Origin of the sequence: Afipia massiliensis, assembly GCF_001006325.2 — a bacterium.
In the GTDB taxonomy this organism is placed as follows: Bacteria; Pseudomonadota; Alphaproteobacteria; order Rhizobiales; family Xanthobacteraceae; genus Afipia; species Afipia massiliensis_A.
The window spans coordinates 613,586-637,765 of record NZ_LBIA02000001.1; the positions used below are offsets into that span (position 1 = coordinate 613,586).

The following is a 24,180-nucleotide window of genomic DNA, read 5'->3' on the forward strand; positions in this document are numbered from 1 at the left end:
ACGCCGTCATGGCCGGGCTTGTCCCGGCCATCCACGTCTTATTCTTGTCTGCTCGCAAGGAAGGCGTGGATGCCCGGGACAAGCCCGGGCATGACGATGAACTCAAAGTCTGTACGTCATGAACTACGGTATCGCCTTCGCGCCCCTCGTTCCCACGCTCGTGCTGTGGATCGGCCTTGCTGCGATCATCGTGATCGCGGCTGTGCTGATGGTGGCGCGTGCACGCGGCGCTGCAATCCGCATTGCCGCGCTGGCGCTGATTCTGCTGGCGCTGGCCAATCCGTCGTTCACGCGCGAGGAGCGCGAACCGCTGTCCTCGGTCGTCGCCGTTGTTGTCGACAAGAGCCCGAGCCAGAATTTCGGCGAGCGCACCCGCGAAACCAACGAGGCGCGCGATGCGCTGGTTGACCGACTCAAGCAGATCAAGGGGATCGAGGTTCGCACGGTCGAAGCCGGACAGGCCGACGGCGAAACCGACGGCACCAAGCTGTTCTCGGCGGTGACGTCGGCGCTGTCCGATGTGCCGACCGACCGCGTTGCCGGCGCATTCCTAATCACCGACGGCCGCGTGCACGACATTCCCGCCAATGCCGCCGCCATCGGCTTCAACGCGCCGGTTCATGCGCTGATCACCGGCCGCAGCAACGAACGGGACCGCCGCGTCGCCATCGTCGCTGCTCCCCGCTTCGGCATCGTCGGCCAGACCCAGACCATCACCTATCGCCTCGACGATCAGGGCGTGACCAACCAGAGCGCGCGTGTCGTGGTCCGGCGCGACGGCGATGTGCTCAGCGAGCGCGCGGTGCGCAGCGGCGAGCAGGTCAGCGTCACCATCGACATTCCGCATGCCGGGCCGAACATCGTCGAGATCGAAGCCTCGAAGCTGGAAGGTGAACTGACGCCGGTGAACAACCGCGCCGTGGTGTCCATCGACGGCGTGCGCGACAAGCTCCGCGTGCTGCTGGTGTCCGGCGAGCCGCATTCCGGCGAGCGCACCTGGCGCAACCTGCTGAAGTCGGACGCCAGCGTCGATCTGGTGCACTTCACCATTCTGCGCCCGCCCGAAAAGCAGGACGGCACGCCGATCAACGAACTGTCGCTGATCGCCTTCCCGACGCGCGAACTGTTCCAGCAGAAGATCAACGAGTTTCAGCTGATCATTTTCGACCGCTACGCCCGGCAAGGAGTGTTGCCGATTTCCTATTTCGACAACATCGCTCGCTATGTGCGCGGCGGCGGCGCGGTGCTGGTGTCCGCTGGTCCCGACTACGCCAGCCAGACCAGCATCTGGCGTACGCCGCTCGACACAATCCTGCCCGCCGAGCCTGTCGGCGTCACCGAGCAGGCCTTCACGGCGCGCCTGACCAATATCGGCAAGCGTCATCCGGTCACGCGCGGGCTTGAGGGCTCCAGCAGCGAACCGCCGCACTGGAGCCGCTTTTTCCGCCTGATCGATACCCGTAACCCCGCCAATCCGCCGATCATGGAAGGCGCTGACGGCAAGCCGTTGCTGCTGTTGTCGCGACAGGGCGAAGGCCGCGTCGCGCTGTTGCTGTCCGATCACATCTGGCTGTGGGCGCGCGGCTATGAAGGCGGCGGCCCGCATCTCGATCTGCTGCGGCGGATGTCGCACTGGCTGATGAAGCAGCCGGACCTCGACGAGGAAGCGCTGCGGCTCAAGGTGGAAGGACGCGATCTCGTTGTCGTGCGGCAGACCATGGCCGACGCCGTGGTGCCCGTTACTGTCACCTCGCCATCGGGCGTGACGCGTCAGGTCAACCTAACCGCGGCCGATCCCGGCGAATGGCGCGCCTCGCTCAGCGCCGATGAACTCGGCCTTTGGCAGGCGACCGACGGTTCGCTCAAGGCGCTGATCAATGTCGGCCCGGTCAATCCGAAAGAGTTCGCCGAGGTGACATCTACGACAGAAGCGCTGCGTCCGCTTGTGCAGGCAACCGGCGGCGATACCCGCCGCGTAGCTGACAGCGGCAGCATCGATCTGCCGCGCGTGCTGCCGGTGCGCGCCTCCACTGTGTTTCGCGGCGAAGGCTGGCTCGGGGTCAAGATGCGCGACGCCAGTGTCGTGCGCGGCATCGGCGTACTGCCGATCTTCGCCGGCCTGATCGGGCTGCTGTTGCTGCTCGGGGCATTCGCCAGCACCTGGCTGCGCGAAGGCCGCTAACAGGTCCAACCGGCATCAGCCATTGGCCGACTGGGCCAATGGGCACCTGGTCAGAAAAATCCTCGAGAGTGAGAGATTACGCGGCCGAACGCCGTGCCGCCGCGACCGACAGTATCGAGATGAGCTCCGACAACGGCACATGAATGCTGACCGGCTTCAACTTGAGCTGGAAGGTCATGATCGCTTCGTGGCAGCGAAGTCCCTTCCCGCCTTTGACCAGACCCAGATCCCGAATGAGCTTGTAGGTTTTACCGTCAGCCATTCGCACAAGACGGACGTTCTCAAAATACTTGAGCATTCACGCTCTCCTCGCACGAATGAGAACAGCCGTTCGTTACGATTCGGTCAACCATACCGCCCGTATCCCGTACGCCGCCATCACTGAGCCGGTAAGCGCTGACGACCTACGCGGCCCAGTCAATCCTGTGTCCTTTTGGCCTCGTGCGGCGGCTTTTCTTCCTCGCGTCCAGCCTTCGCGTGTTGACACCCCGCCCCCGACCGGCGATGTTATAATATAACATCCGAAACCGGCCCTATCAGGACTGGATGCGGATGGGACGGGGCGTAATTCCTGATGAACTGGCTGAGATCAAAGGCGAAAAGACTGTCGCTGCTGGCGCTGTTTGCGGTGGCGTTGCAGCTTGGCCTGTCGTTCGACCATACCCATCACGATGTCGCCGAAGCCGGTATTTCGGTTTCTGCGAGCCTGTCGCTCGCCTCGACGCCTGACGCCGATCACGACCATCAGGGCGTCCACCGCGACCTGTGCGCGATCTGCGTCACGGTCGCGATGGCCAACACTCTTGTCGCTGCGACGCCTCCTTCGCTGGCACTCCCGCTAGCAACCACGGCGCTGCAGACCGCTTTTCATCCCGAAGCCATCGCATCCGACTCCCGCCGGAGCGCATTTCGCTCCCGCGCCCCACCGCAAGCCTGACTCGAATTGTTGTTCCGATCCCGATGGTCGCCGCGCAGCGGTGATCGCGGGACATTCGAGGTTAAGCCGCCCGACTCCGCAAAGACGGACACGGCGGCATCAGGATCCATGCATCATGTCGTACAAGTTTCTTCGTGCCTCATTGGCCGGCGGCTCCGCCGTCGCGATGGCGCTTCTCTTCAACAACACGGCGCGGTCGCAGCAGGCCGATCCCGGCGGCGGCACAACACTGCCCGAGATCGTCGTGCAGGCGCCGAGCCCGATCCAGCGGCCGCACCGGCATCGCGCTGAACCCGGCCGCACCACAGCCGCAGCGCCACCCGCTGCTCCTGCGCCAAATCCGGAGACCTATGCGGGCACGCTGCCGATCGTCACCGATCAGTTCGCCACCGTCACCGTGGTGCCGAACGAGGAAATCCGCCGCAGCGCGGCTTCGACGCTCGGCGATCTCCTGAACAACAAGCCCGGCATCACGGGCTCGTCGTTCGCGCCCGGCGCATCGAGCCGCCCCATTATTCGCGGGCTCGACGTCAACCGCGTCGGCATTGTGGAAAACGGCATCGGCAGCAACGGCGCATCCGATCTCGGCGAAGATCATTTCGTGCCGATCGATCCGCTGTCCACCAATCAGGTCGAAGTCATTCGCGGCCCGGCGACGCTGCGCTACGGATCGCAATCGATCGGCGGCGTGGTCAACGCCAGCAACAACCGCATCCCCGAAACCCTGCCGTGCAGCGCGGTGCCGTCGATCCAGACCTACGGCTACAACGTCAAGGCGCCGCAGCTTTCAGCTTCGAACCCCTGCGCCAGCTTCGAGGCGCGCTCGGCGCTGTCGAGCGTCGATCGCGGACGTGAAGGTGCTGTGCTGCTCGATGCAGCCGGAAACAACGTCGCGATCCATGCCGACGCCTTCGCACGCAAGACCGAAGACTACAGCGTGCCGAATTCGCCTTACCGCTTCGATCCGAACCGGCCGTTCGCCGGCAAGCAGCCGAACTCCGCAACACAGTCCGACGGCGCATCGATCGGCGGATCGTACTTCTTCGCGGGCGGCTTCATCGGCGCGGCCGTGCAGCAGAACAACAGCATTTATGGTATTCCCGGCATCGACGGCGAAGAGCACCGCACCCGCATCAGCGCGCGGCAGACCAAGCTGACGGTCAAGGGCGATTACCATCCCGACTCCGCCGCCGTTGAGGTGATCCGCTTCTGGGCCGGCGCCACCGACTACAAGCACAACGAAATCGGCCTCGCCGATCCGGCGGATTTCTCCAGCGATGGCGTGCGTCAGACCTTCACCAATAAGGAGCAGGAAGGCCGCGTCGAGGTACAATTCATGCCGCTGAACCTGCGTTTCGCAGCATTGACCACCGCTATCGGCGTGCAGGCGTCGCATCAGGAACTGACCGCGCCAAGCCCTGACGATCCGGGCAGTCCGCTCAACGGCCTGTGGGATCCGAACAAGAACACCAAGGTCGCGGGATACATTTTCAACGAGCTGAAATTCAGCGAGGTCACCAAGGCGCAGGTCGCGGCCCGCGTCGAGCACGTCAATCTGACCGGCACCATGCCGAGCTTCATCCCGGAGTTGTTCGATCTCAACGTCGATCCTGCCGGGATCGGCCCTGCCACGGCGCGCAACCTGAACTTTACGCCGACGAGCGGCAGCGTCGGCCTGATCCAGAATCTGCCGTGGAATCTCGTGGCCAGCATCACCGGTCAATACACCGAGCGCGCGCCGAAGCCTGCCGAGCTGTTCTCGCGCGGCGGACACGATGCAACCGTCACCTTCGACGTCGGCAATCCGAATCTCGGCATCGAGACCGCGAAGTCGGTCGAGGTGGGGCTACGGAAGGCAACGGGTCCGTTCCGGTTCGAACTGACCGGTTATGTCACGCGCTTCGACGGCTTCATCTATCGCCGGCTCACCGGCAATACGTGTGAGGACGTCGCGTGCGTCGCAGGCCCCGGCCTCGAACTCAACCAGGCGATCTATTCGCAGAAGGACGCAAACTTCCGTGGCGCTGAATTCCAGTTCCAGTACGACGTGCTGCCGGTCTGGGCCGGTCAGTTCGGCGTCGAGGGGCAGTATGACGTCGTTCGCGCCACCTTCACCGACGGCACCAACGTGCCGCGCATTCCGCCGCAACGGCTCGGCGGAGGTGTCTACTATCGCGACGCCAACTGGCTCGCGCGCGTCAACCTGCTGCATGCCTTCGCGCAGAACAACATCGGCGACATCGAGACCTCGACGCCGGGTTACAACCGCCTGAGGGCCGAACTGAGCTACACCACCAAGCTCGCCAAGAGCGATTGGTGGGGCGCGCAGGAAGTCAGGTTCGGTGTCGTCGGCGACAACCTGCTCAACGAGGAAATCCGCAACTCCGTGTCCTACAGCAAGGATCAGGTCCTGATGCCGGGCCTCGGCGTGCGCATGTTCGCGAATGTGAAGTATTGAGGCAGAGGGCTGGGCTAATCTCAAACACGATGTCGTCCCCGCGAAAGCGGGGACCCATACTCCCTATCGCTGGAGTTCGCGTTAGAGTTCCGCACGATCGTGCTGAACCGAGGATGCGGTGGTCATGGGTCCCCGCTTTCGCGGGGACGACATTGAACATGTGGCAATTTTCTCGATGAGCGCTCAGAGCGCCCGGGCGAATGTCCAGTCCGGGCGAATGGCGCCGCTGACGCCTTCGAACGCGCCGTCGACCAGTTCACGCACCAGCAGCCGCGCGTGATCGACCGGTCCCGGCATGGTCGCCCGGCCCTTCGGAATCCGCTTGAAACCGGCGCGGCTGTAATACGCCTCGTCGCCGACCAACAGCACGAGACTGTGCCCCTTCGTCTTCGCATCCTTCAACGCGCGCTCAAGCAACGCGCGCCCGACACCGCGATCCCGAAATGGTGGTTCGACCGTCAGCGGCCCGAGCAGCAGCGCTGGTGTATTGCCGACACAGACCGGCAGCTGCCGCACCGAGCCGACCATCAGCGTGCCGATCCGCGCCGTGAACGACAGGTCAAGCAAATGATCGACATGCTCGCGCAGCCGATAGGCGCTGAGCGCGTAACGGCCGGGGCCGAACGTGCGTTCGTGCAGGCGCTCGATGGCCTGCTCGTCGCCGGGGGTTTCGGCCAATATGGTCAGGGAAAGATCGGACATGATGGACCGCGAATTAGCATCTGGGGCAAGAATGGTCTACGGCTCAACGGGTCGTCTGAGCTGAAATCTCCGTCCACTATACGAGTGCATTCGCTGTCATTCCGGGATGCGCGTTATTCACGCGCTGGCCCGGAATGACCCAGGTGGTTAAATCCAGTCCTCGGTCAAAGGCCTGTTGTCCAGCACTTCAGCGATCCGCGCTCGCGTCCCGCGGGTGGTCTCCGGCGGCAATTCAGCCACCCCAAAGAAGCCACACGCCACAATCTCATGGTTGGGATCCGGCATCCGGTCCTGCCGGTACTGGCGCACGACATAGACCGCGACATGGTCGCGCGGCGACACCTGGCGGTTGAAGAACAGGCCATGAAGCAGCGGCTCGCCGGTCATCTCGATCCGACCTTCCTCGATCAGCTCACGCTTCAGCGAACTCAGGAACGTCTCGCCGGTCTCAACGCCGCCTCCGGGCAGGTGCCAGCCGGAAACGTAGCTGTGCTTGACCAGAAAAACGCGATTCTCGCCATCAAGCACGACCGCGCGCACGCCAAGAGTCATGCCCCGGGCGAACCGGGAATAGAAATGAAAGACGCGCCGGAGCAAAGGCTCAAACCGCAGCCTGGCATCCTGAATACTCATCGTGCGAGATTCCGTCCGGCGATCATGTTATGTCAGTCTGTCCCCGAACGAATGGTATGAGGACGCTGGTGGCGAACTGGAGCGTGATAGCATTTCAGCCTGTAACGGTCACGTTGCAATGACGTCATTCGTGCTCGCGCATCTGTCCGATCCGCATCTCGGCCCGATGCCGCGGCCGCGCCTGCGTGAGCTCGCCGGCAAGCGCGCCATCGGTTATCTCAACTGGCAGCGCAAGCGGCATATGATCCATCGCCGCGACGTGCTCGGCGAACTCGTCGCCGACATGCAGGCCCAGCAGCCGGATCACATCGCGGTCACAGGCGACCTCGTCAACATCGCGCTGCCGCTCGAATTCACTGAGGCCCGCAAATGGCTGGAGAGCGTCGGCGCGCCGGATCACGTCTCACTGGTGCCGGGCAATCACGACGCCTATGTGCGCGGCATCCGCGAGCATTTCCCGTATTCGTGGGCGGATTACTTTCGCGGCGACGGTATCGCGGCAAATAGCGATGCCGCGTTTCCCTATCTGCGCCGCCGCGGCCCGCTGGCGCTGATCGGCGTCTCCACCGCCATTCCCACCGCGCCGTTCATGGCAACCGGGCGGCTCGGGCTGCAGCAGCGCGGCGATCTCGAAAAGCTGCTGCAGCAACTGGCTCCCGAGAATCTGTTTCGCGTGCTGATGATCCATCATCCGCCGATGACGTCGCCCGGGCGATGGGCGGCGCGGCTGCGCGATTCCGATGAACTGCTGGATCTGATCGCACGTTACGGCGTCGATCTGATTTTGCACGGCCACGACCATCGCCACGCCACGGTCTGGCTCGACGGACCACGCGGGCGCATTCCGGCTATCGGTGTCCCGTCCGCATCAGCGATGGCGCACGGGCACAATCATCCCGCCGCCTACAATCTGTTTTCAATTGAACGCGCCGATGGCGCATGGCGCTGCGATCATCGCGTGCGCGGATTTGCCGACGGCATGATGCTCGGCGAGATCAAGGATGAACGGCTGATTTAAACCTGCTGTCATCCTTCGAGGCTCGCAAGAATTCGCACCTCAGGATGACGTTTCCGTTCTTTCCGTCACCCCGAGGTGCCGGAGCGAAGCGAAGGCCTCGAAGGGCGACGGATGAAAGCTAAATTCCGCGCAGCGCCATCACGAGCGCAAAGCCGAACAGCGCGGCCAGGCCCGCCGCGAATCCGAACGCGAATGTCCACACAGCGTTGCGGCGTTTCGCGGGCGCAGTCGTGGAGACCGCAGCGGCTGAAACCGGTGCTGGTGCTGTCGCCTGGGCCGGCGTCACCACCATCGCGTGCTCGCGTTCGATCAGGCGGCGCGCGATATAGTCGGTCACCGCATCGACCATCACCGGGATGTCGTGCGATTCGGCGATCACGATGCGGCCGAACCGGGTGTCCTGCGTGAAGCGATAGATGCGCTTGTCGCGGCCCATCGCAATATGCGCCACGGCGTCGATCCACAGCCGCGGCGTGTCGCCCTGACTGATGCCGCGGTCGAACAGATCGACCCCCGGCGGAATTTCGGAGAACAGCGAATCGAGCGCCTCGTGCAGAATCTCGAGCCGGGCGACCTCCGCGTCGCGCAGATCCACCACGACGCCGGTCCGGTCCGCGGCTTCGATTCGGGCTTTCCGCAGCGCGTCGCGCAATCGAACCGGGCTCGGTTTGCCGGCCAAATCGTTCGGGGCGCTCTGTTCCGCCATGATCTGAAGACCTCGGGTTCGATAGCTTTGTTTTGACCCGCTTAATCTATCAGTAACCCTGTTCCCCGCAAAGGTCCCAGGCCCTTCCGCGGCTCAGTTCGCGGCGTTGTTCATGTCCCAAAATGAAAAAACGGCCCCGTTCCCATGCGGAACAGGGCCGTAAAATGGGCGGGCGACGAACCCCGCCCGGGAGCTATCAGGTGCTGCTGGTGCGCTGCGGTTCTTCCACGATAGAGAAACGCACGCCCGCGCGATGACGGTTTTCTTCGGAGACGACACGCCAGGCATCCTCGGCCTCCTTGCGGGTCTTGAACGGACCCTGAACCTGAGCCGAGCCTTCCACGAGTTTGTGGAAGTTCATCGAGCCGAACTCACCGCCAATCACCCAGAAATTGCTGCCGCTCATTTGAGTCTCCGTCCGTTAGCTTGAAGTGCAATAGACCGTTCTGTGAACATGATCGTTTCGGAAAATCAATCCACTTCCCGGTTCATGCTCGGCATTTCAGCCGCTTGCGCCTTCGTGTCGTGTATTGATCCTGGACCATATCTAGTCACGTCGCCGCCGTTTGTAATGCAAATTCTGCAATAATCAATCAATCGGACGAGAACCCGAACGGAACGCTGAGCCGCCGGTAGTCGTCTGGAAGCAGTTCACGGCCGATCGGAAGTTCAGATCGCGCGGCGCATGTCGGACGATGACAGACGCGGCATGCGACGCCAATCGGCGTGGGCGCATCGGCGCGAGGCCCGGTTTCATCGCTGGTATAAATCAGCTTTCCGGCATGTTCAGCGGCGCAACCGATCGCAATGGCACGCTCCACGCGCACCGCGCCGAACGAGCCCCCACCGGCGGTGACTGTGCGGGCAATGGAAAAAAACCGCTGACCGTCCGGCAATTCCAGCCACTGCGTCACGATCTGACGCGGCGTTTTGAAGACGCCGTGAACCGACCACAGCGGACAGGCTCCTCCGTGCTTTGCAAAGGGAAAGCCTGCGCCGTCGAGCAGTTTGGAAATATTGCCGGCCGGATCGACACGGATCAAAAAGAACGGAACCTTTTCCGAACCCGGTCTCTGCAAGGTCGTGATGCGATGCGCGGTTTGTTCGAAGCTCGTTCCGAACTGGCGCGCCAGCGCTTCAATGTCGTAACGGCGCGTCTCCGCTGCTTTCGCGAACGCCGAATACGGCATGATGAGCGCCGCGGCGGCGTAACTCGCAAGCGACCGGTGCGCCAAGAGTTCGCCGCTCTTGGTGGAGAACTGGCCGGCTTTCAGCGCTGTACTCATCTCGTCTTCAAATTCGAGATAGGCGAGTTGCTGCGCCAACTGGAAGTTGAAGCTCGCGGTGTCGAGCGAGTCGTCAAACAGGATTTCCTTGCGGTGACGATCCAGCCGCCTGACAGAGCCGAGCATGACATCGGGCGGCAAGTGGCGAACACGAAGGCCATGGCGAGCGCCCAGCCGTTCAATGAACCAGCCCGTTTCCGCAGGGCCGTGCAAAATACGCTCGGCCGCATCGTCGATATCCGCGAAGTTATTTCGGCGCGCCGCCAGAAACCGCCGGACTTCCGCAACCGGATCGTTGACGTCCAGACCGCCCCGACTCGAAAGCGACTTAGCGCCTTCTGCCAGTGCGAGCTGCTCCTCGCGGTAGGCCGTGTAGAGCCGCAGGAATGCCTCTGCCAATCCCGGATAGCCGATTGCGATATCGCTGATTTCAAGCGGTGGGATATCGATGTCGGCAAACATCGGTTCTTTGAGAACCGCCTGCATACGGGCCGTATGATCGGCGCCGCCGTCGCCCGCCAGATCCGCGAGATCGATCTTGTACGTGCGAGCGAGCCGCAGCAGCATATCCGCCGTCACCGGCCGCTGATTGCGCTCCAGAAGCGCCACGTAAGGCGCGGATATATCCAGATCGGCTGCCATATCGGCCTGCGTCAGCCCTAGGTCACGCCGCAGCCGCCGCAGCCGCGGACCCATAAAAACCGAGCGGATTGTTGATGTCGCCATGGGCGGTCATCCTGCCAAACTAGCCAACTTGTAAAGTAATTACAGCATTACAATTAAAGTTTGTAAAGTCTGACAAGCTATCTTCAAAGCCTCTAGCGGTTTGCCGGGCAATGCGTTGAAACATTGGCAACTTCACAAGGGATCACAACCATGAATTACCAATCGCGCGGACTCACCGACCAAGCAATTCAAGGCCCGGCTTCTTACCAGAGCGAGATCGCTGCGGCTGAAACCCTCCTCAAGGACAAGGGCACATGGAACGGCGTGACCGCCGAAGCCGTCGCCCGCATGCGCCTGCAGAACCGCTTCAAGACCGGCCTGGACGTTGCCCGCTACACCGCGGACGTGATGCGCGCGGACATGGCCGCGTACGATGCGGATCCCACCAAGTACACCCAGTCGCTGGGTTGCTGGCACGGCTTCATCGCCCAGCAGAAGCTGATCTCGATCAAGAAGCATTTCGGCGGCAAGACCGACCGCCGCTATCTCTACCTGTCGGGCTGGATGATCGCAGCACTGCGTTCCGAGTTCGGTCCGCTTCCGGATCAGTCGATGCACGAGAAGACCTCGGTGCCGGCGCTGATCGAAGAACTGTACACCTTCCTGCGTCAGGCCGATCAGCGCGAACTCAACGATATCTTCCGTGAGCTCGATGCAGCACGTAAGGCCGGCGACAAGGCCAAGGAAACGGCGCTGATCGCGAAGATCGACAATTTCCAGACCCACGTCGTGCCTGTCATCGCCGACATCGACGCCGGCTTCGGCAATGCCGAGGCAACCTATCTGCTCGCCAAGAAGATGATCGAAGCAGGCGCATGCGCCCTGCAGATCGAAAATCAGGTCTCGGACGAAAAGCAGTGCGGCCATCAGGACGGCAAGGTGACTGTGCCGCACGAAGTCTTCCTCGCGAAGATCCGTGCCTGCCGCCACGCGTTCTTAGAGATGGGCGTGGACAACGGCATCATCGTGACCCGCACCGACTCGCTCGGCGCCGGCCTCACCCAGCAGATCGCTGTCAGCCACAAGCCGGGCGACCTCGGCGACCAGTACAACAGCTTCCTCGACTGCGACGAAGTTGACGCGTCCAAGATCGGTAACGGCGACGTCATCATCAGCCGCAACGGCAAGCTGCTGCGTCCGAAGCGCCTGCCGAGCAACCTGTATCAGTTCCGCTCCGGCACCGGCGTTGATCGCTGCGTGCTCGACAGCATCACCTCGCTGCAGAACGGCGCAGATCTCTTGTGGATCGAAACCGAGAAGCCGAACATCGCGCAGATCGCCGAGATGGTCGATCGGGTCCGTGAGGTGATCCCGAACGCGAAGCTGGCCTACAACAACTCGCCGTCGTTCAACTGGACGCTGAACTTCCGCTGGCAGGTGTTCGACGAGTGGAAGGCCGCCGGCAAGGACGTCAGCAAGTACAACCGTGCCGAGCTGATGAAGGTGGAATACGACAGCACGCCGCTGGCAATCGAAGCCGACGAGCTGATCCGCACCTTCCAGGCGGATTCGGCGAAGCGCGCCGGCATCTTCCACCACCTGATCACGTTGCCGACCTATCACACGGCAGCGCTGTCGACCGATAACCTCTCGAAGGAATATTTCGGCGACCAGGGCATGCTCGGCTACGTGAAGAACGTTCAGCGTGCGGAAATCCGCCAGGGTATTGCCTGCGCGAAGCACCAGAACATGGCCGGCTCCGACATCGGCGACGACCACAAGGAATACTTCGCCGGTGAAGCAGCTCTGAAGGCGGGCGGTGCCCACAACACAATGAACCAGTTCGGCTAAGATCTGGCACGACACAATCAAAAGAACAGAAATGCCCGGCCTCAAGCCGGGCATTTTTGTGTGTGGATGTTGAATGCATCCGAATCGTTTTCGTCATGGCCGGGCTTGTCCCGGCCATCAACGTCTTGTTTGATGGTCACGTTAAAACTTGGATGCCCGGGACATAGGCGCGCGGCAGCGACGCCGTTCTTCGAACGGCTATGCCCGGGCATGACGAGGAAATGGTTTGGGCCCAACGCGGTGAATTCATGCTGAAGCAATTTTCCAGATTCTGGTTTCTTATTCTCGCCGTGACATCGATCGCCTCCCCCGCCTTCGCCCAGAGTGGCGCGCGCTGCCACGGCGGGCAGAGCTTCGATCAATTTCTGACGCGACTGAAACAGGACGCTGTCGCCGCCGGAGTGTCGCAGCGCGCGATAGCCGCTGCCTCTCCCGGCATGGTGTACGACCAGGGCATCGTGAACCGCGACAGGGGCCAGCGCGTCTTCGGCCAGATCTTCACCGAGTTCGCCGGACGCATGGCGACCGAGGGGCGCAGGGTCAAAGGGCAGCAACTGATCCAGACCTACGCGCAGGCCTTTGCGCGTGCCGAGAAGGAATACGGCGTGCCGCCCGCGGTGATCGCCGCGTTCTGGGCTTTGGAAAGCGACTTCGGCGTAGTGCAAGGCAAGCTGCCGACGCTGCGCTCGCTGGTGTCGCTCGCCTATGACTGCCGCCGTTCCGAGATGTTCCGGCAGGAGACCATTGCCGCGCTGAAGATCATCGACCGCGGCGATCTTTCGCCCGCCGAGATGATCGGCTCATGGGCAGGCGAACTCGGCCAGACGCAATTCCTGCCGCGTCATTACTTCGATTACGCCGTGGACTACGATGGCGACGGCCACCGCAACATGCTGCGCAGCGCACCCGACGTGATCGGCTCGACCGCGAACTACATCGCGAATGGACTGAAGTGGCGGCGCGGCGAGCCGTGGCTGCAGGAAATCCGCGTGCCTGCGAATCTGGAGTCTCGTTTTCCTTGGGATCAGGCCGATCTCACCATCAAGCATCCGCGCTCGAAATGGGCCGCATGGGGCGTGACCTATGCCGACGGACGTCCGCTGCCGAAGGATGATCTGACCGCCTCGGTGCTCCTGCCGATGGGCCGCACCGGACCGGCGTTTCTCGCCTATCCGAATTTCGCCGCCTATACCGAATGGAATAACTCGCTGATCTATTCGACCACGGCCGGCTATCTCGCCACCCGCATCGCAGGCGCAGGTCCGATGCGAAAGCCTGCAGCGCCGGTGGCGCAATTGCCGTTCGACGAGATCAAGGAATTGCAGCAACTGCTTGCTCGGCAGGGCTACAACGTCGGCAAGATCGACGGCATTCTGGGCCAGCAAAGCCGCATCGCGATCAAGACCATGCAGGCGAAGTACGGCCTGCCCGCTGATTCGTGGCCGACTGCCGAGCTTCTGGCGCGAATGCGTGGCGGACCCGGCTGATTGTCACCGGTCAGTGCCTTGTAAGGCCACGGAGAACATCTACATCGGGTCAGCCTGACTTCACGGCAAGATTTTCCCTGAAAGGTAGCCCAACGTGTCCATCTCATTCTATGACGGCTCAGCTCCCGTTTTCATCCGCACATTGAACGCGCTTTCCGCCATTCTCACCAAGGCCGAGGCCCACGCCGCCGCGAACAAGATCGCGCCAAACGATCTGCTTGAAGCGCGGCTGCACCCGACGATGTACCCGCTGACCAAGCAGGTTCAGCTTGCATGCGATTTCTCCGGCAAGGCTTGCGCACGCTTCACGCAGACCGAACTGCCGGTGATGGCCGATACCGAGACCACCTTCGCGGAGTTGCAGGCGCGGATCAAAAAGGTTCTGTCGAACATCGAGGCGCTGCCTCCCGCCAAATATGAAGGCGCCGAAAAGCGCGAGATCACGTTTCCGGTTGGCCCCGGCAAGACCATGACCCTGACCGGCCAGCAGTTCCTCAATCACTCGGCGATGCCGCAGTTCTTTTTCCATTGCACCACCGCCTATGACATTTTGCGTCACAAGGGCGTCGAGCTCGGCAAACGTGACTTCCTCGGCGTCGCGTAAGTTACGCAGGCCGACGCACGCAGCAGATTTGCGCTGGAAAACCCGGCGACGGAGACGGCTTATGCCGTCTTCGCTTCGCGTTTGAATGAATCTTCTCCAGCATCGCGCAAACGTTGTTCCTTGATGGCGAACACATGCCTGCCATTCAACCCGGCTGAATCGACATTATTCAGTCGGTCGTGACTTGCGTTTTCTCCCGAGCGATATTTACATGCATCTGCATTGAAATCGTCTCAGGAAACCAGCCATGTCCGCTTCCAAACTTTTCGACCCCTACAAGCTCGGCGCCGTCACGCTGACAAATCGCACCGTCATGGCTCCGCTGACGCGCAACCGCGCCGTCGCGGGTTTCGTCCCCAATCCTCTCGCCATTGAATATTACGGACAGCGCGCCTCCGCTGGACTGCTCATCACCGAAGCCAGCCAGGTCTCGCAGCAGGGTCAGGGCTATCAGGACACGCCCGGCATCTATTCCAAGGAACAGGTCGCTGGCTGGCGCAAGGTCACAGACCGGGTGCACGAGCGCGGCGGTCATATCTACATCCAGCTCTGGCACGTCGGGCGTATTTCGCACACCACGTTGCAGGCCAACGGCAGCGCGCCGGTCGCCCCGTCCGCAGTTCGCGCGAAGGGCAAGACCTTCGTCGGCGGCACCTTCGCCGATGTGTCCGAGCCCCGCGCGCTCGAGCTGAGCGAGATCCCCGGCATCATCGAGAACTTCAAGCGCGCCTCTGCCAACGCGCTGGAAGCCGGCTTCGACGGCGTCGAGATTCACGGCGCGAATGGCTACCTGCTCGACCAGTTCGCCAAGGACGGCGCCAACAAGCGCACCGATGCCTACGGAGGCTCGATCGAGAACCGCGCGCGGCTGATGCTGGAAGTCTCGCAAGCCGTCGCCTCCGAGGCCGGCGCCGACCGCACCGGCATTCGCATTTCGCCAGTGACGCCCGCCAACGATATTTCCGACAGCAATCCGCAGCCGCTGTTCGATCACATCGTCGATCAGTTGAACGCACTGAAGCTGGGCTACATCCACGTCATCGAAGGCGCGACCGGCGGCCCGCGCGACATCGCGCCGTTCGACTATGACAGCCTGCGCAAGCGCTTCAGCGGCGCCTACATCGCCAACAACGGCTACGACTTCAAGCTGGCGACAGAAGTTCTGGAGAAGAACAAGGCCGACCTGATCGCATTCGGCAAGCCGTTCATTTCGAATCCCGACCTTGTGGAGCGTCTCAAGCTCGGTGCGCCGCTGAACGACTTCGACAAGGCGACGTTCTATGGCGGCGGCGCCAAGGGCTACACTGACTATCCGGTGCTCGGGCGTCAGGCGGCGGCTGAATAGGCGCTCATCGCGCATATCTTGAATCCAAAGGCCGGGAGCGATCCCGGCCTTTATCTTTAGGTGAATGGCTTACGCGGGAACCGGGTCCAGCCGCCCGGCCAGAAATCTCGTGGCGGCGCGCTCTGCCTCGCGCGCGTTCTTGAAAACGCGGCCGTCGAGCGGATTGTACTTGTGTACCGCTGCGAAGAAACGAAATCCTGATTTCTCGCGAACGACGATGCCTGCGGCTTCCGAACTGACTTCGATGATGTAGGTGTCCGACATGTTTCTTATCCGTGTCCCGTCTCTGGGTTCCTCACGCGCAATAACTCCGAAGGGCTGAAAAAGTTTCAGCCTTTGAAGACTTCAACACACCGTTTCTTCCGACTCGTACCAATCCAGTATGCACGTCCCGGGCCAACGGCGAAGAGCCTGTATTCAGCCCGAAATGACTCGAAACCAAACGACCAGTGACTCCCGCGTGTGCAGTTCGCCGCACCTGTAGGCGTTTCGCGCGACAGTTTTATAACCGGTGTGTAGACGCTGGAAGACGATCGTCCGCACTGCGGTAAAATAACAATGACAGCCCCGCGCAGCGCTGCAAAAGTGGACGAAAGACTGCGCGCAAATACCGTCAGCGTGAAAAGCTGACTAGCTGCGTTAACGATTGAGGCGAATCAGGCGCTGACGGACGAGGAACCCTGCCGGATCGTTTGCGGATGGCCGCTGTCGTCCACCGCGACGTAGGTGTAGTTCCCGTCGGTCACCAGAATCGATTTTGATTCGTTGCGCCGCTGCACCCACGCCGCGACATGCACCGTGATCGAGGTGCGGCCGACGCGCACGGTGGTCGCGTAGACCGACACCACATCGCCGACATAGACCGGTTTGCGAAAGGTCATTGCCTCGATGGCAACGGTAACGTTGCGGCTTTGCGTCGTCTTGTACGCGTAGATGCTGCCGGCCAGATCCATCTGGCTCAACAGCCAGCCGCCGAAGATGTCACCGTTCTGGTTGGTGTCCGCCGGCATGGCCAGCGTGCGGATCGACAGCTCGCCCTCAGGCGCGGCGGGTGCGGGCGCGGCGTGAATGGGCGTGTCTGCCATCGATGCAATCCGTCAAATGAAGTCAAAGGACAGTATGTCTCAAGCGAACGTATCCCACCCGGCATCCGGTTTAAAGCGCTCACCGAATCTTGCTTCCAGCGTCTTCAGCGCAGCCGCGACATTCGCCGCGCCGCGGGTGCGGGCGTAGTTCAGCGGGCCGCCGCGGAACGGCGCGTAACCGGTGCCAAAGATCATCGCGCCATCCACCACGTCGGCATTATCGACAATGCCTTCGCGCAGACAGGCGACGCAGACATTGGACATCGGCAGAATGAGCCGGTCGATCATCTCGTCGGTGGGCTGGACCGGCGACGGCATCTTCACCGCCTTGCCGTCCTTCCATTCGAAGAAGCCCTTGCCGGTCTTGTGGCCAAGCTCGCCTTTCTTCACCTTGTCGCGGAGCCAGTCCGGTGCCGCGGGCAATGCCTGTTCGCCGAATTTCGAGCGCAGCATGTCGCCGACCGCGAGACAAATATCCAGCCCGACCTGATCGGCCAGCTCGATCGGCCCCATCGGCATGCCGAACTTCTCGGCGGCGGCGTCGATGACAGCCTTGTCCACCTTCTCGTCGAGCATCACCATCGCTTCCAGCATGTACGGCGTGAGCGCGCGGTTGACGAGGAAGCCCGGCGAACTCTTCACCGGCAGCGGCAGGCGATCGATGGCGCCGACGAACTTCAAAGCCGTCGCTAATGCTTGCGGATCGACCGTATCGTGGCTCACTAACTCGACAAGTTGCAGGCGCGAGACGGGATTGAAGAAATGCAAGCCGAGCAGCCGCTCGGGATTCTTCAGCGTGGTGCGCAGATCCTGCAGTGGAATACTGGACGTGTTGGTGGCAAGGATCGCGCCCGGCTTCATGATCGGCTCAAGCCCGGCATAGACCTTCTGCTTGAGTTCAAGTTTCTCCGGCACGGCCTCGATAATGAGATCGGCGTTGCGCACGCCCTCACCGTTCATGTCCGGAATCAACCGGTCGAGTGCATCGCGCAGATCGGTCTTCTTGCGGATGATCTTGCCGAATAGCTCCGACGCACGCTTGATCGCACCGGCAATCGGCTCGGCCTTCATGTCGGCCAGCGTCACGCGCAGGCCCTGATGGGCGCACCAGGCGGCGATATCGCCGCCCATGGCACCCGCGCCAATGACGTGAACGTGCTTCACCGTGTTTTTGCCGTCGGCGAGTTTCTTCATCTGCTCGCGCAGGAAGAACACGCGGATCAGGTTCTGCGCGGTAGGCGTCACCATCAGATCGGCGAACGAGGTTTTCTCCGCAGCCAGCATCGCCTTGCGGTCGCCGCCGTGCTTCTCCCACAAATCGACCAGCGCGTAAGGCGCGGGGTAGTGTTCCTTCGGCGCGGTCTTCGCCGCCTCGCCGCGCATGCGGTTTGCCAGCAATCCGCGGACCGGCCCGAGATTCATCGCCTTCGCCAGCAGGCCCTGCCTGTGCGGCCGAAGCCGCCCGAAGATCGCGTCCTTCACCGCGTTGCGGACATGACGCTCCTGCGTCACGGAATCGACCAGACCCAGTGTCTTCGCCTTGCGCGCGTCGATGGTCTTGCCTGTCAGCATCATCGTCATCGCCTCAAGAGGACTGACGAGATGCGTGAAGCGCGCGGTGCCACCAAGGCCCGGATGCAGGCCGAGCATCACTTCAGGAAACCCGAAACGCGCATTGTCGATGGCGATGCGGGTGTTGCAGGCCAAAGCCACTTCAAGACCGCCGCCGAGACAGAAGCCGTGGATCACTGCGACGGTCGGAACCTTCAATGCCTCCAGCCGGTCCACCACCGCATGCGCGCGCGCCATCTGGGTTTCGACCTCGCGCGGATCTGTGACACCGCGAAACTCGTTGACGTCCGCGCCCGCGATGAAGCCCGATGGCTTCGCGGAGCGGATGACCACGCCCGCAGGGCGCTCGCTTTCCAGCGCCGCGATGACGGTCTCGAACTCCTCCAGAACGCTCGCGGACAGCGTGTTGGCGCTGGTGCCCTCGCGATCGAACAGCAGCCAGGCGATGCCGTCGCCGTCGCGCGTCAATTTGAAGTTCTTGTAGGGTCCCGCGACCGGGTCCGGCCCGAGTTCGAGCACGCGGTCTTTAAGAACATCCATGATGCGTGAATCCATGTCCGTTCCCTTACACTGTCTCGATCAGCATCGCGCCGCCGAGGCCGCCGCCGATGCATTCGGTGGCGATGCCACGCTTGGTTCCGAGCCGCTTCATCGCATTCACAAGATGCAGTACGATGCGGTTGCCGCTGGTGCCGACCGGATGGCCGAGGCTGATCGCGCCGCCGTCGACGTTGAGTTTCGTCTGATCGATCTGACCGGCAGCTCCATCAAGGCCAAGCACCTCGCGGCAGAACCTGTCATCGTTCCATGCTTTGAGACAGCCAAGTAACTGCGACGCGAAGGCTTCGTTGATTTCCCAGGTCTCGATGTCCTGAAGCTTCAGCCTGTTGCGCTTCAACAGTTCGGTCGACGACAGCACCGGACCGAAGCCCATGATGCCGGGATCGAGCCCCGCCCACTGGCTGTCGACGATGATCGCCTTCGGCTTAAGGCCGTATTTGTTGACGGCGTCTTCCGACGCCAGAATGGTCCAGCATGCGCCGTCGGTGATCTGTGACGAGTTACCCGGCGTCACCTGCCCCCACGGCCGCTCGAAAGCGGGCTTGAGCTTCGCGAGCTTGTCCATTGAGGAATCCGGCCGTACGCCGTCGTCGTGATCATAGAACTTGCCGTCGCGCGCGAATGCGGTTTCGACCTCGCCGTTCAGGAAGCCCTGCGCCTGCGCAGTGGCCAATCGCCGATGGCTTTCCACCGCGTACGCATCCGCCTGCTCGCGGGTCACACCCATCAGATATGCGACGATTTCCGCCGTCTGCCCCATATTGAGATCGGTGATGGGGTCGGTCAGCCCGCGCTCCAGCCCGATGATCGGCTTGAAGTAGGATGGCCGCGCTTTCAGAAAAGCCGTCACTTTCGAGAGCGAATCCTTCGCGGTGGCGAATTTCGCGAACCAGCGCACGCCGGACTGTGGAAACACCAGCGGCGCGTAGCTGAGCGCTTCCGCGCCACCCGCCAGGATCATGTCCGCCTTGCCGGCTTCGATGTACCGGTAAGCCGTATCAATCGACTGCATGCCGGAGCCGCAGTTGATCTGCACCGTGAACGCCACCATGCGTTCCCCCATGCCGAGGCGTAACGCCGCGACGCGGGCGGGATTCATCTCGTCGGCGATGACATTGACGCAGCCGAGAATGACCTGGTCGAACGCAGTGGGCGCAAACGGCTGCCGCGTCAGCAAGGGCCGCCCGGCCTGAACCGCGAGATCGACTGGGGTGAACGGCCCCGGGCCGCCTTGTGCTTTTAGAAACGGCGTGCGTGCGCCGTCGATGATATAAACCGGACGCGCCATCAGCTTGCCGCCCGGTCCGGCGAGGTCTGTTTGAGATCAGGCTGCTTCCTGTAGATCGGCGACAGCGCTTCCGGCGCGAAATCGTCGACCTCGATCACCAGCGCAACTGCATCATGCGCCGCCTTGAGTTTTGTGCCTTCGTCGGCGGTGATGACACCCTTCTTCACGGCTTCGCTCCAGTCGCGGATTTTTGCGGCATGCATTTTCTTCTCGATCGACTCGTTGGCGGTGACGAGCAGGAAGGCGCGCTCCAGCCGCGCCAACGGGCCGTCGTCGTCGATGTGATAGAGGCCCTCGGTCAGCCGGTCGCGCACCGCACCCGGCGCAAGGATCAACTGCGCGCAACGGTGCACCACCTTGTCCGAAGGACCCAGCGGATTGGCGCCGAGCGGTTGTATCAGGAACTTCAGGATCACGGCGACGAAGCGGTTCGGCATGTTGGCCATCACTTCGGCGAGGCGATTTTCGATGGTGCGAATGCCGTTCGCCATCACCCACTCGAGCGCCGCGAAGTCCGCCTCCTGACGGCCTTCGTCCTCCCAGCGCTTCAACGCTGCCGAGAGCAGATACAGTTCGGAGAGAATGTCGCCGAACCGCGCCGACAGCATTTCCTTGCGTTTCAACGCGCCGCCGAGCGTCAGCAGCGCCATGTCGGAGCACAGCGCGAAGGCCGCCGAGTAACGCGAAAGCTGTCGATAGTAGCCGGTCGCGGCACCCGCATCGGGCGCTGGCGCGAACATGCCGCCGGTCCAGCTTCGGCCCCACGCGCGGAAGGTGTTGGTGAGCGCATGACCGACGTGCTTCCAGAATGAAGTGTCGAAATCGGCCAAACCCTTCTTCGGATCGGCGTCGCTGATCGCGTTCATCTCTTGCAGCAGATAAGGATGCGCGCGCACCGATCCCTGCCCGAATACGATCAGGTTGCGCGTCAAAATGTTCGCGCCCTCCACCGTGATGGCGACCGGCACCGAGCGATAGAGATTTCCCATGTAATTCTGCGGGCCGTCGATCACCGCCTTGCCGCCGTGAATGTCCATCGCATCGTCGACCGTAATACGCAGGCGCTCGGTGGCATGCAGCTTCATGATGCCGGAGATTACGGCGGGATGAATGTGCTGATTGAGCGCGGAACAGGTCAGCCGCCGCGCGGCGTCGAGCTGATAGGCAATGCCGGCAATGCGGGCCAGCGGCTCCTCGATGCCTTCGAACTTTCCGATCGGCACATGGAATTGTTCGCGGATGCGCGCATAGGCGCCGGTGGCGCGCGCGCAATACGCCGCACCGGCCGACGACTGCGACGGCAACGAAATGCCGCGGCCCGCGGCCAGCGCGGTCATCAGCATCTTCCAACCCTGACCGATGCGCTCCTGCCCGCCGATGATGAAGTCCATCGGAATGAAAACGTCCTTGCCCCAGTTCGGACCGTTCTGGAACACCTGCATCGCCGGCAAATGACGATGGCCGATGCTGACGCCGGGCAGATCGGTCGGAATCAGCGCGACCGTAATGCCGAGTTCTTCTTCCTTGCCGATCAGGTGATCGGGATCGTAGGCCTTGAAAGCAAGACCGAGCAGCGTCGCCACCGGCCCCAGCGTGATGTAGCGCTTGTGCCAGTTCAGCCGCAGACCGAGGGTTTCCTTGCCGTTGAAGGTGCCCTTGCAGATGATGCCGGTGTCGATCATCGACGCGGCATCGGAGCCCGCCTCCGGGCTGGTCAGGCCGAAACACGGAATCTCGCGGCCTTCGGCCAAGCCCGGCAGCCATTTGTTCTGCTGCTCCTTGGTGCCGAATGTCATCAGCAGTTCGCCCGGCCCGAGCGAGTTCGGCACCATCACCGTGACCGCCGCCGTCACCGAGCGCGACGAAATCTTCCGCACCACTTCCGAATGTGCGTATGGCGAGAAGCCGAGCCCGCCGAATTCCTTCGGAATGATCATGCCGAGGAATTTGTTGCGTTTGATGAACTCCCAGACTTCGGGCGGCAGGTCGCGCCACTCCCAATTGACCTTCCAGTCGTCGATCATCGCGCAGAGTTCTTCGACCGGTCCGCTCAGAAATGCCTTCTCCTCCTCGGTCAACGTTGCCGGCGCGAAGGCCAACAGCTTCGACCAGTCGGGATTTCCGGTGAACAGGTCAGCGTCCCACCAGACGTCACCGGCCTCAAGCGCCTCGCGCTCGGTGTCGGACATCGGCGGCAGCGCCTTGTGCGCCCAGGCGAAGATCGGACGGGTGATGAGATCGCGGCGGAAGGAAAAGCTCATGGGACGATCCTTTTGCGGAAAGGCCAGCGTAACCACGGGGCTGAAATGCTAGGACATGATCCGGAAACGTGGGAGTGGATTTCGTTTAGGTCATGCCTCAACTCTAGCGGAGGCAATGCTGAAAACCAGCTTCGATGTTGTGTCGCGTTTGAAGCGAAAGCCCCCAAAAACACCTACGTTTCAATAACCTGCAGGATGGCGCAACGTTCCGCACCGGGCTCCTAAACAATCGGCAAGACCGTAAAAATCACCAAGACTTGAGCCAAAATGCCGCTACCGTGGCCGCACCATCTCGAACATCATGTCGGGCCGGACCTGGACATAGTCGCCCATCCGCCCCGCGCGCAGGACCGGATAGGCCTCGGCGGTCTGGTAAACGCCGTCCTTGATCAGGCTCTTGTCGATATGGACCGCGACGACCTCGCCGAAGGTGACCCAGGCATCGGCCTTTTTACCGTCGGCGCCCTGAAGCTGGATCATCTGCGTCAGTTTGCACTCGAACGAGACCAGACTTTCGCCAACCCGCGGCACGTCCACCTTGCGCGACGCCACCTTGGTCAGCCCGGAAATCGTGAACTCGTCGGTCTCGTGCGGCACGGTTGCCGACGTCATGTTCATCTGCTCGGCGACATGCTTGGTCACCAGATTCCAGGTGAACTCCTTGGTTTCCTGAATGTTGGAGACGCTGTCCTTCCAGCCGGTCGAGGAAAAGCCGATGATCGGCGGCACGTAGCAGAAGGCGTTGAAGAAGCTGTAGGGCGCGAGGTTGACGTGTCCCTTGGCATCTTTCGATGAAATCCAGCCGATGGGCCGGGGACCGACTATGGCGTTGAAGGGATCGTGCCGGAGACCATGCCCTTGGGAGGGTTCGTAGTAGTGAAAATCAGACATGAGAGACTTTACCCGCACCGCTGCTGCCCGGAATCGTGCCGGACGCACTTAAAGTAAGCGCTGCGAGGATAAAGTCTATCATTTGATCGAGGGTTGGCCCCGGCTTCTTGGCGCATTGCTCGATCATCTGCGGATGAAAGAAGCGGAGCATCGCGGTGCAGGTGCTCAAGGCCGCCAGTTCGATGTCGGTGACCTTGAACACGCCGGTTTTGGCGCCTTCAGCGATCACCGAAGCGATCGCCATGGTGATCCGCTGGATATGGGCTTCACAAACATCCCAGCTCTCCTCCATTGCGATGGCAACCATCTCGTGGATCTTGGCATCGCCGACGAAACGCTCGGCGTTCATGCGGCTGACCGTGGACAGCAACTCGCGCAGCCGCACAGCAGGATGAGTCGTCTTGGCGGCGATGGCTTCCGCTTCGGTCTCGACCTCGTTCATCAGCCGGCGCGCGACGCCCTCATGGATCGCCTTCTTGGAATCGAAGAAGCGATAGATGTTCGCCGGCGACATTTTCAGCGTCTTGGCGATGTCGGCAACCGTGGTCTTGAGATAACCGATCTCGCGAAACAGGCGCTCCGCCGTGGCGAGAATGCACGCCTTCTTTTCGGAATCGGTATCGTCGTGAAGCATGGTCATATCAGCA

Annotated in this window: 21 protein-coding genes; 8 read left to right on the forward strand and 13 right to left on the reverse strand. The window is 62.0% G+C overall.

From position 1 onward, the window contains the following. The first annotated feature begins 118 nt into the window (after positions 1 to 118). The gene (locus YH63_RS02775) at positions 119 to 2,182 is read left to right on the forward strand and encodes a membrane protein (protein WP_046828919.1); all 2,064 of its coding nucleotides are present in this window, start codon (positions 119 to 121) and stop codon (positions 2,180 to 2,182) included. A 76-nt stretch (positions 2,183 to 2,258) separates the two neighbouring features. Here the strand turns inward: YH63_RS02775 and YH63_RS02780 are convergent, their stop codons facing one another. Then, the gene (locus YH63_RS02780; RefSeq protein WP_046828918.1) at positions 2,259 to 2,480 is read right to left on the reverse strand and encodes a hypothetical protein; all 222 of its coding nucleotides are present in this window, start codon (positions 2,478 to 2,480) and stop codon (positions 2,259 to 2,261) included. Between the two features lie 276 nt (positions 2,481 to 2,756). On the opposite strand from YH63_RS02780, the gene YH63_RS02785 reads away from it, so the two are divergent. Next, a complete protein-coding gene (locus tag YH63_RS02785; RefSeq protein ID WP_046828917.1) occupies positions 2,757 to 3,119 on the forward strand; it encodes a DUF2946 family protein in 363 nt (120 codons plus the stop codon). 115 nt (positions 3,120 to 3,234) lie between these two features. Next, complete coding sequence (locus YH63_RS02790; RefSeq protein WP_046828916.1) at positions 3,235 to 5,577, forward strand: TonB-dependent receptor; 2,343 nt, start codon at positions 3,235 to 3,237, stop codon at positions 5,575 to 5,577. Between the two features lie 183 nt (positions 5,578 to 5,760). On the opposite strand, the gene YH63_RS02795 is transcribed toward YH63_RS02790, so the two are convergent. Then, positions 5,761 to 6,279, reverse strand: a complete 519-nt coding sequence (locus YH63_RS02795) for a GNAT family N-acetyltransferase (RefSeq protein ID WP_046828915.1) — start codon at positions 6,277 to 6,279, stop codon at positions 5,761 to 5,763. Between the two features lie 147 nt (positions 6,280 to 6,426). Then, complete coding sequence (locus YH63_RS02800; RefSeq protein ID WP_046828914.1) at positions 6,427 to 6,912, reverse strand: NUDIX domain-containing protein; 486 nt, start codon at positions 6,910 to 6,912, stop codon at positions 6,427 to 6,429. Positions 6,913 to 7,030: 118 nt separating this feature from the next. Here YH63_RS02800 and YH63_RS02805 point away from each other — a divergent pair, with 118 nt between their 5' ends. Further along, positions 7,031 to 7,930 carry a metallophosphoesterase family protein gene (locus YH63_RS02805; RefSeq protein WP_046828913.1) on the forward strand — a complete coding sequence of 300 codons (900 nt, stop codon included), beginning with the start codon at positions 7,031 to 7,033 and terminating at the stop codon, positions 7,928 to 7,930. 118 nt (positions 7,931 to 8,048) lie between these two features. On the opposite strand, the gene YH63_RS02810 is transcribed toward YH63_RS02805, so the two are convergent. The 3 genes from YH63_RS02810 to YH63_RS02820 form a co-directional block, all read right to left on the reverse strand. After that, entirely contained in the window at positions 8,049 to 8,636 is a 588-nt protein-coding gene (locus tag YH63_RS02810) for a hypothetical protein (protein WP_046828912.1), read from the reverse strand. A 196-nt stretch (positions 8,637 to 8,832) separates the two neighbouring features. Continuing rightward, the gene (locus tag YH63_RS02815; protein ID WP_046828911.1) at positions 8,833 to 9,042 is read right to left on the reverse strand and encodes a DUF4170 domain-containing protein; all 210 of its coding nucleotides are present in this window, start codon (positions 9,040 to 9,042) and stop codon (positions 8,833 to 8,835) included. 187 nt (positions 9,043 to 9,229) lie between these two features. Then, on the reverse strand, positions 9,230 to 10,648 hold the full coding sequence (locus tag YH63_RS02820) for a helix-turn-helix domain-containing protein (RefSeq protein ID WP_046828910.1): 1,419 nt from the start codon (positions 10,646 to 10,648) through the stop codon (positions 9,230 to 9,232). A gap of 150 nt (positions 10,649 to 10,798) precedes the next feature. Here YH63_RS02820 and YH63_RS02825 point away from each other — a divergent pair, with 150 nt between their 5' ends. The 4 genes from YH63_RS02825 (at position 10,799) to YH63_RS02840 (ending at position 15,875) form a co-directional block, all read left to right on the forward strand. After that, entirely contained in the window at positions 10,799 to 12,439 is a 1,641-nt protein-coding gene (locus YH63_RS02825) for an isocitrate lyase (protein ID WP_046828909.1), read from the forward strand. A gap of 248 nt (positions 12,440 to 12,687) precedes the next feature. Further along, entirely contained in the window at positions 12,688 to 13,926 is a 1,239-nt protein-coding gene (locus YH63_RS02830; protein ID WP_046828908.1) for a lytic murein transglycosylase, read from the forward strand. Positions 13,927 to 14,026: 100 nt separating this feature from the next. Then, the gene (locus tag YH63_RS02835; RefSeq protein WP_046829807.1) at positions 14,027 to 14,530 is read left to right on the forward strand and encodes a DUF1993 domain-containing protein; all 504 of its coding nucleotides are present in this window, start codon (positions 14,027 to 14,029) and stop codon (positions 14,528 to 14,530) included. A gap of 247 nt (positions 14,531 to 14,777) precedes the next feature. Further along, positions 14,778 to 15,875: an alkene reductase gene (locus YH63_RS02840; RefSeq protein ID WP_046828907.1), complete on the forward strand. Its 1,098-nt coding sequence runs from the start codon at positions 14,778 to 14,780 to the stop codon at positions 15,873 to 15,875. A gap of 69 nt (positions 15,876 to 15,944) precedes the next feature. On the opposite strand, the gene YH63_RS02845 is transcribed toward YH63_RS02840, so the two are convergent. From YH63_RS02845 to YH63_RS02875, 7 genes are all read right to left on the reverse strand, one after another. Next, positions 15,945 to 16,139, reverse strand: coding sequence for a hypothetical protein (locus tag YH63_RS02845; protein WP_046828906.1), 195 nt, complete (start codon positions 16,137 to 16,139; stop codon positions 15,945 to 15,947). A gap of 392 nt (positions 16,140 to 16,531) precedes the next feature. Continuing rightward, positions 16,532 to 16,960 carry an acyl-CoA thioesterase gene (locus YH63_RS02850; RefSeq protein ID WP_046828905.1) on the reverse strand — a complete coding sequence of 143 codons (429 nt, stop codon included), beginning with the start codon at positions 16,958 to 16,960 and terminating at the stop codon, positions 16,532 to 16,534. 39 nt (positions 16,961 to 16,999) lie between these two features. Next, a complete protein-coding gene (locus YH63_RS02855) occupies positions 17,000 to 19,087 on the reverse strand; it encodes a 3-hydroxyacyl-CoA dehydrogenase NAD-binding domain-containing protein (RefSeq protein WP_046828904.1) in 2,088 nt (695 codons plus the stop codon). Between the two features lie 10 nt (positions 19,088 to 19,097). Continuing rightward, the gene (locus tag YH63_RS02860; RefSeq protein ID WP_046828903.1) at positions 19,098 to 20,381 is read right to left on the reverse strand and encodes an acetyl-CoA C-acetyltransferase; all 1,284 of its coding nucleotides are present in this window, start codon (positions 20,379 to 20,381) and stop codon (positions 19,098 to 19,100) included. Continuing rightward, positions 20,381 to 22,642 (reverse strand): acyl-CoA dehydrogenase, encoded by a 2,262-nt coding sequence (locus YH63_RS02865; protein ID WP_046828902.1) that lies wholly within the window; start codon positions 22,640 to 22,642, stop codon positions 20,381 to 20,383. The genes YH63_RS02860 and YH63_RS02865 overlap by 1 nt, the downstream gene beginning before the upstream one ends. A 273-nt stretch (positions 22,643 to 22,915) precedes the next feature. Beyond that, positions 22,916 to 23,533 (reverse strand): flavin reductase family protein, encoded by a 618-nt coding sequence (locus YH63_RS02870; RefSeq protein WP_046828901.1) that lies wholly within the window; start codon positions 23,531 to 23,533, stop codon positions 22,916 to 22,918. Continuing rightward, entirely contained in the window at positions 23,526 to 24,173 is a 648-nt protein-coding gene (locus YH63_RS02875) for a TetR/AcrR family transcriptional regulator (RefSeq protein ID WP_046828900.1), read from the reverse strand. The genes YH63_RS02870 and YH63_RS02875 overlap by 8 nt, the downstream gene beginning before the upstream one ends. Between the last annotated feature and the right edge of the window lie 7 nt (positions 24,174 to 24,180).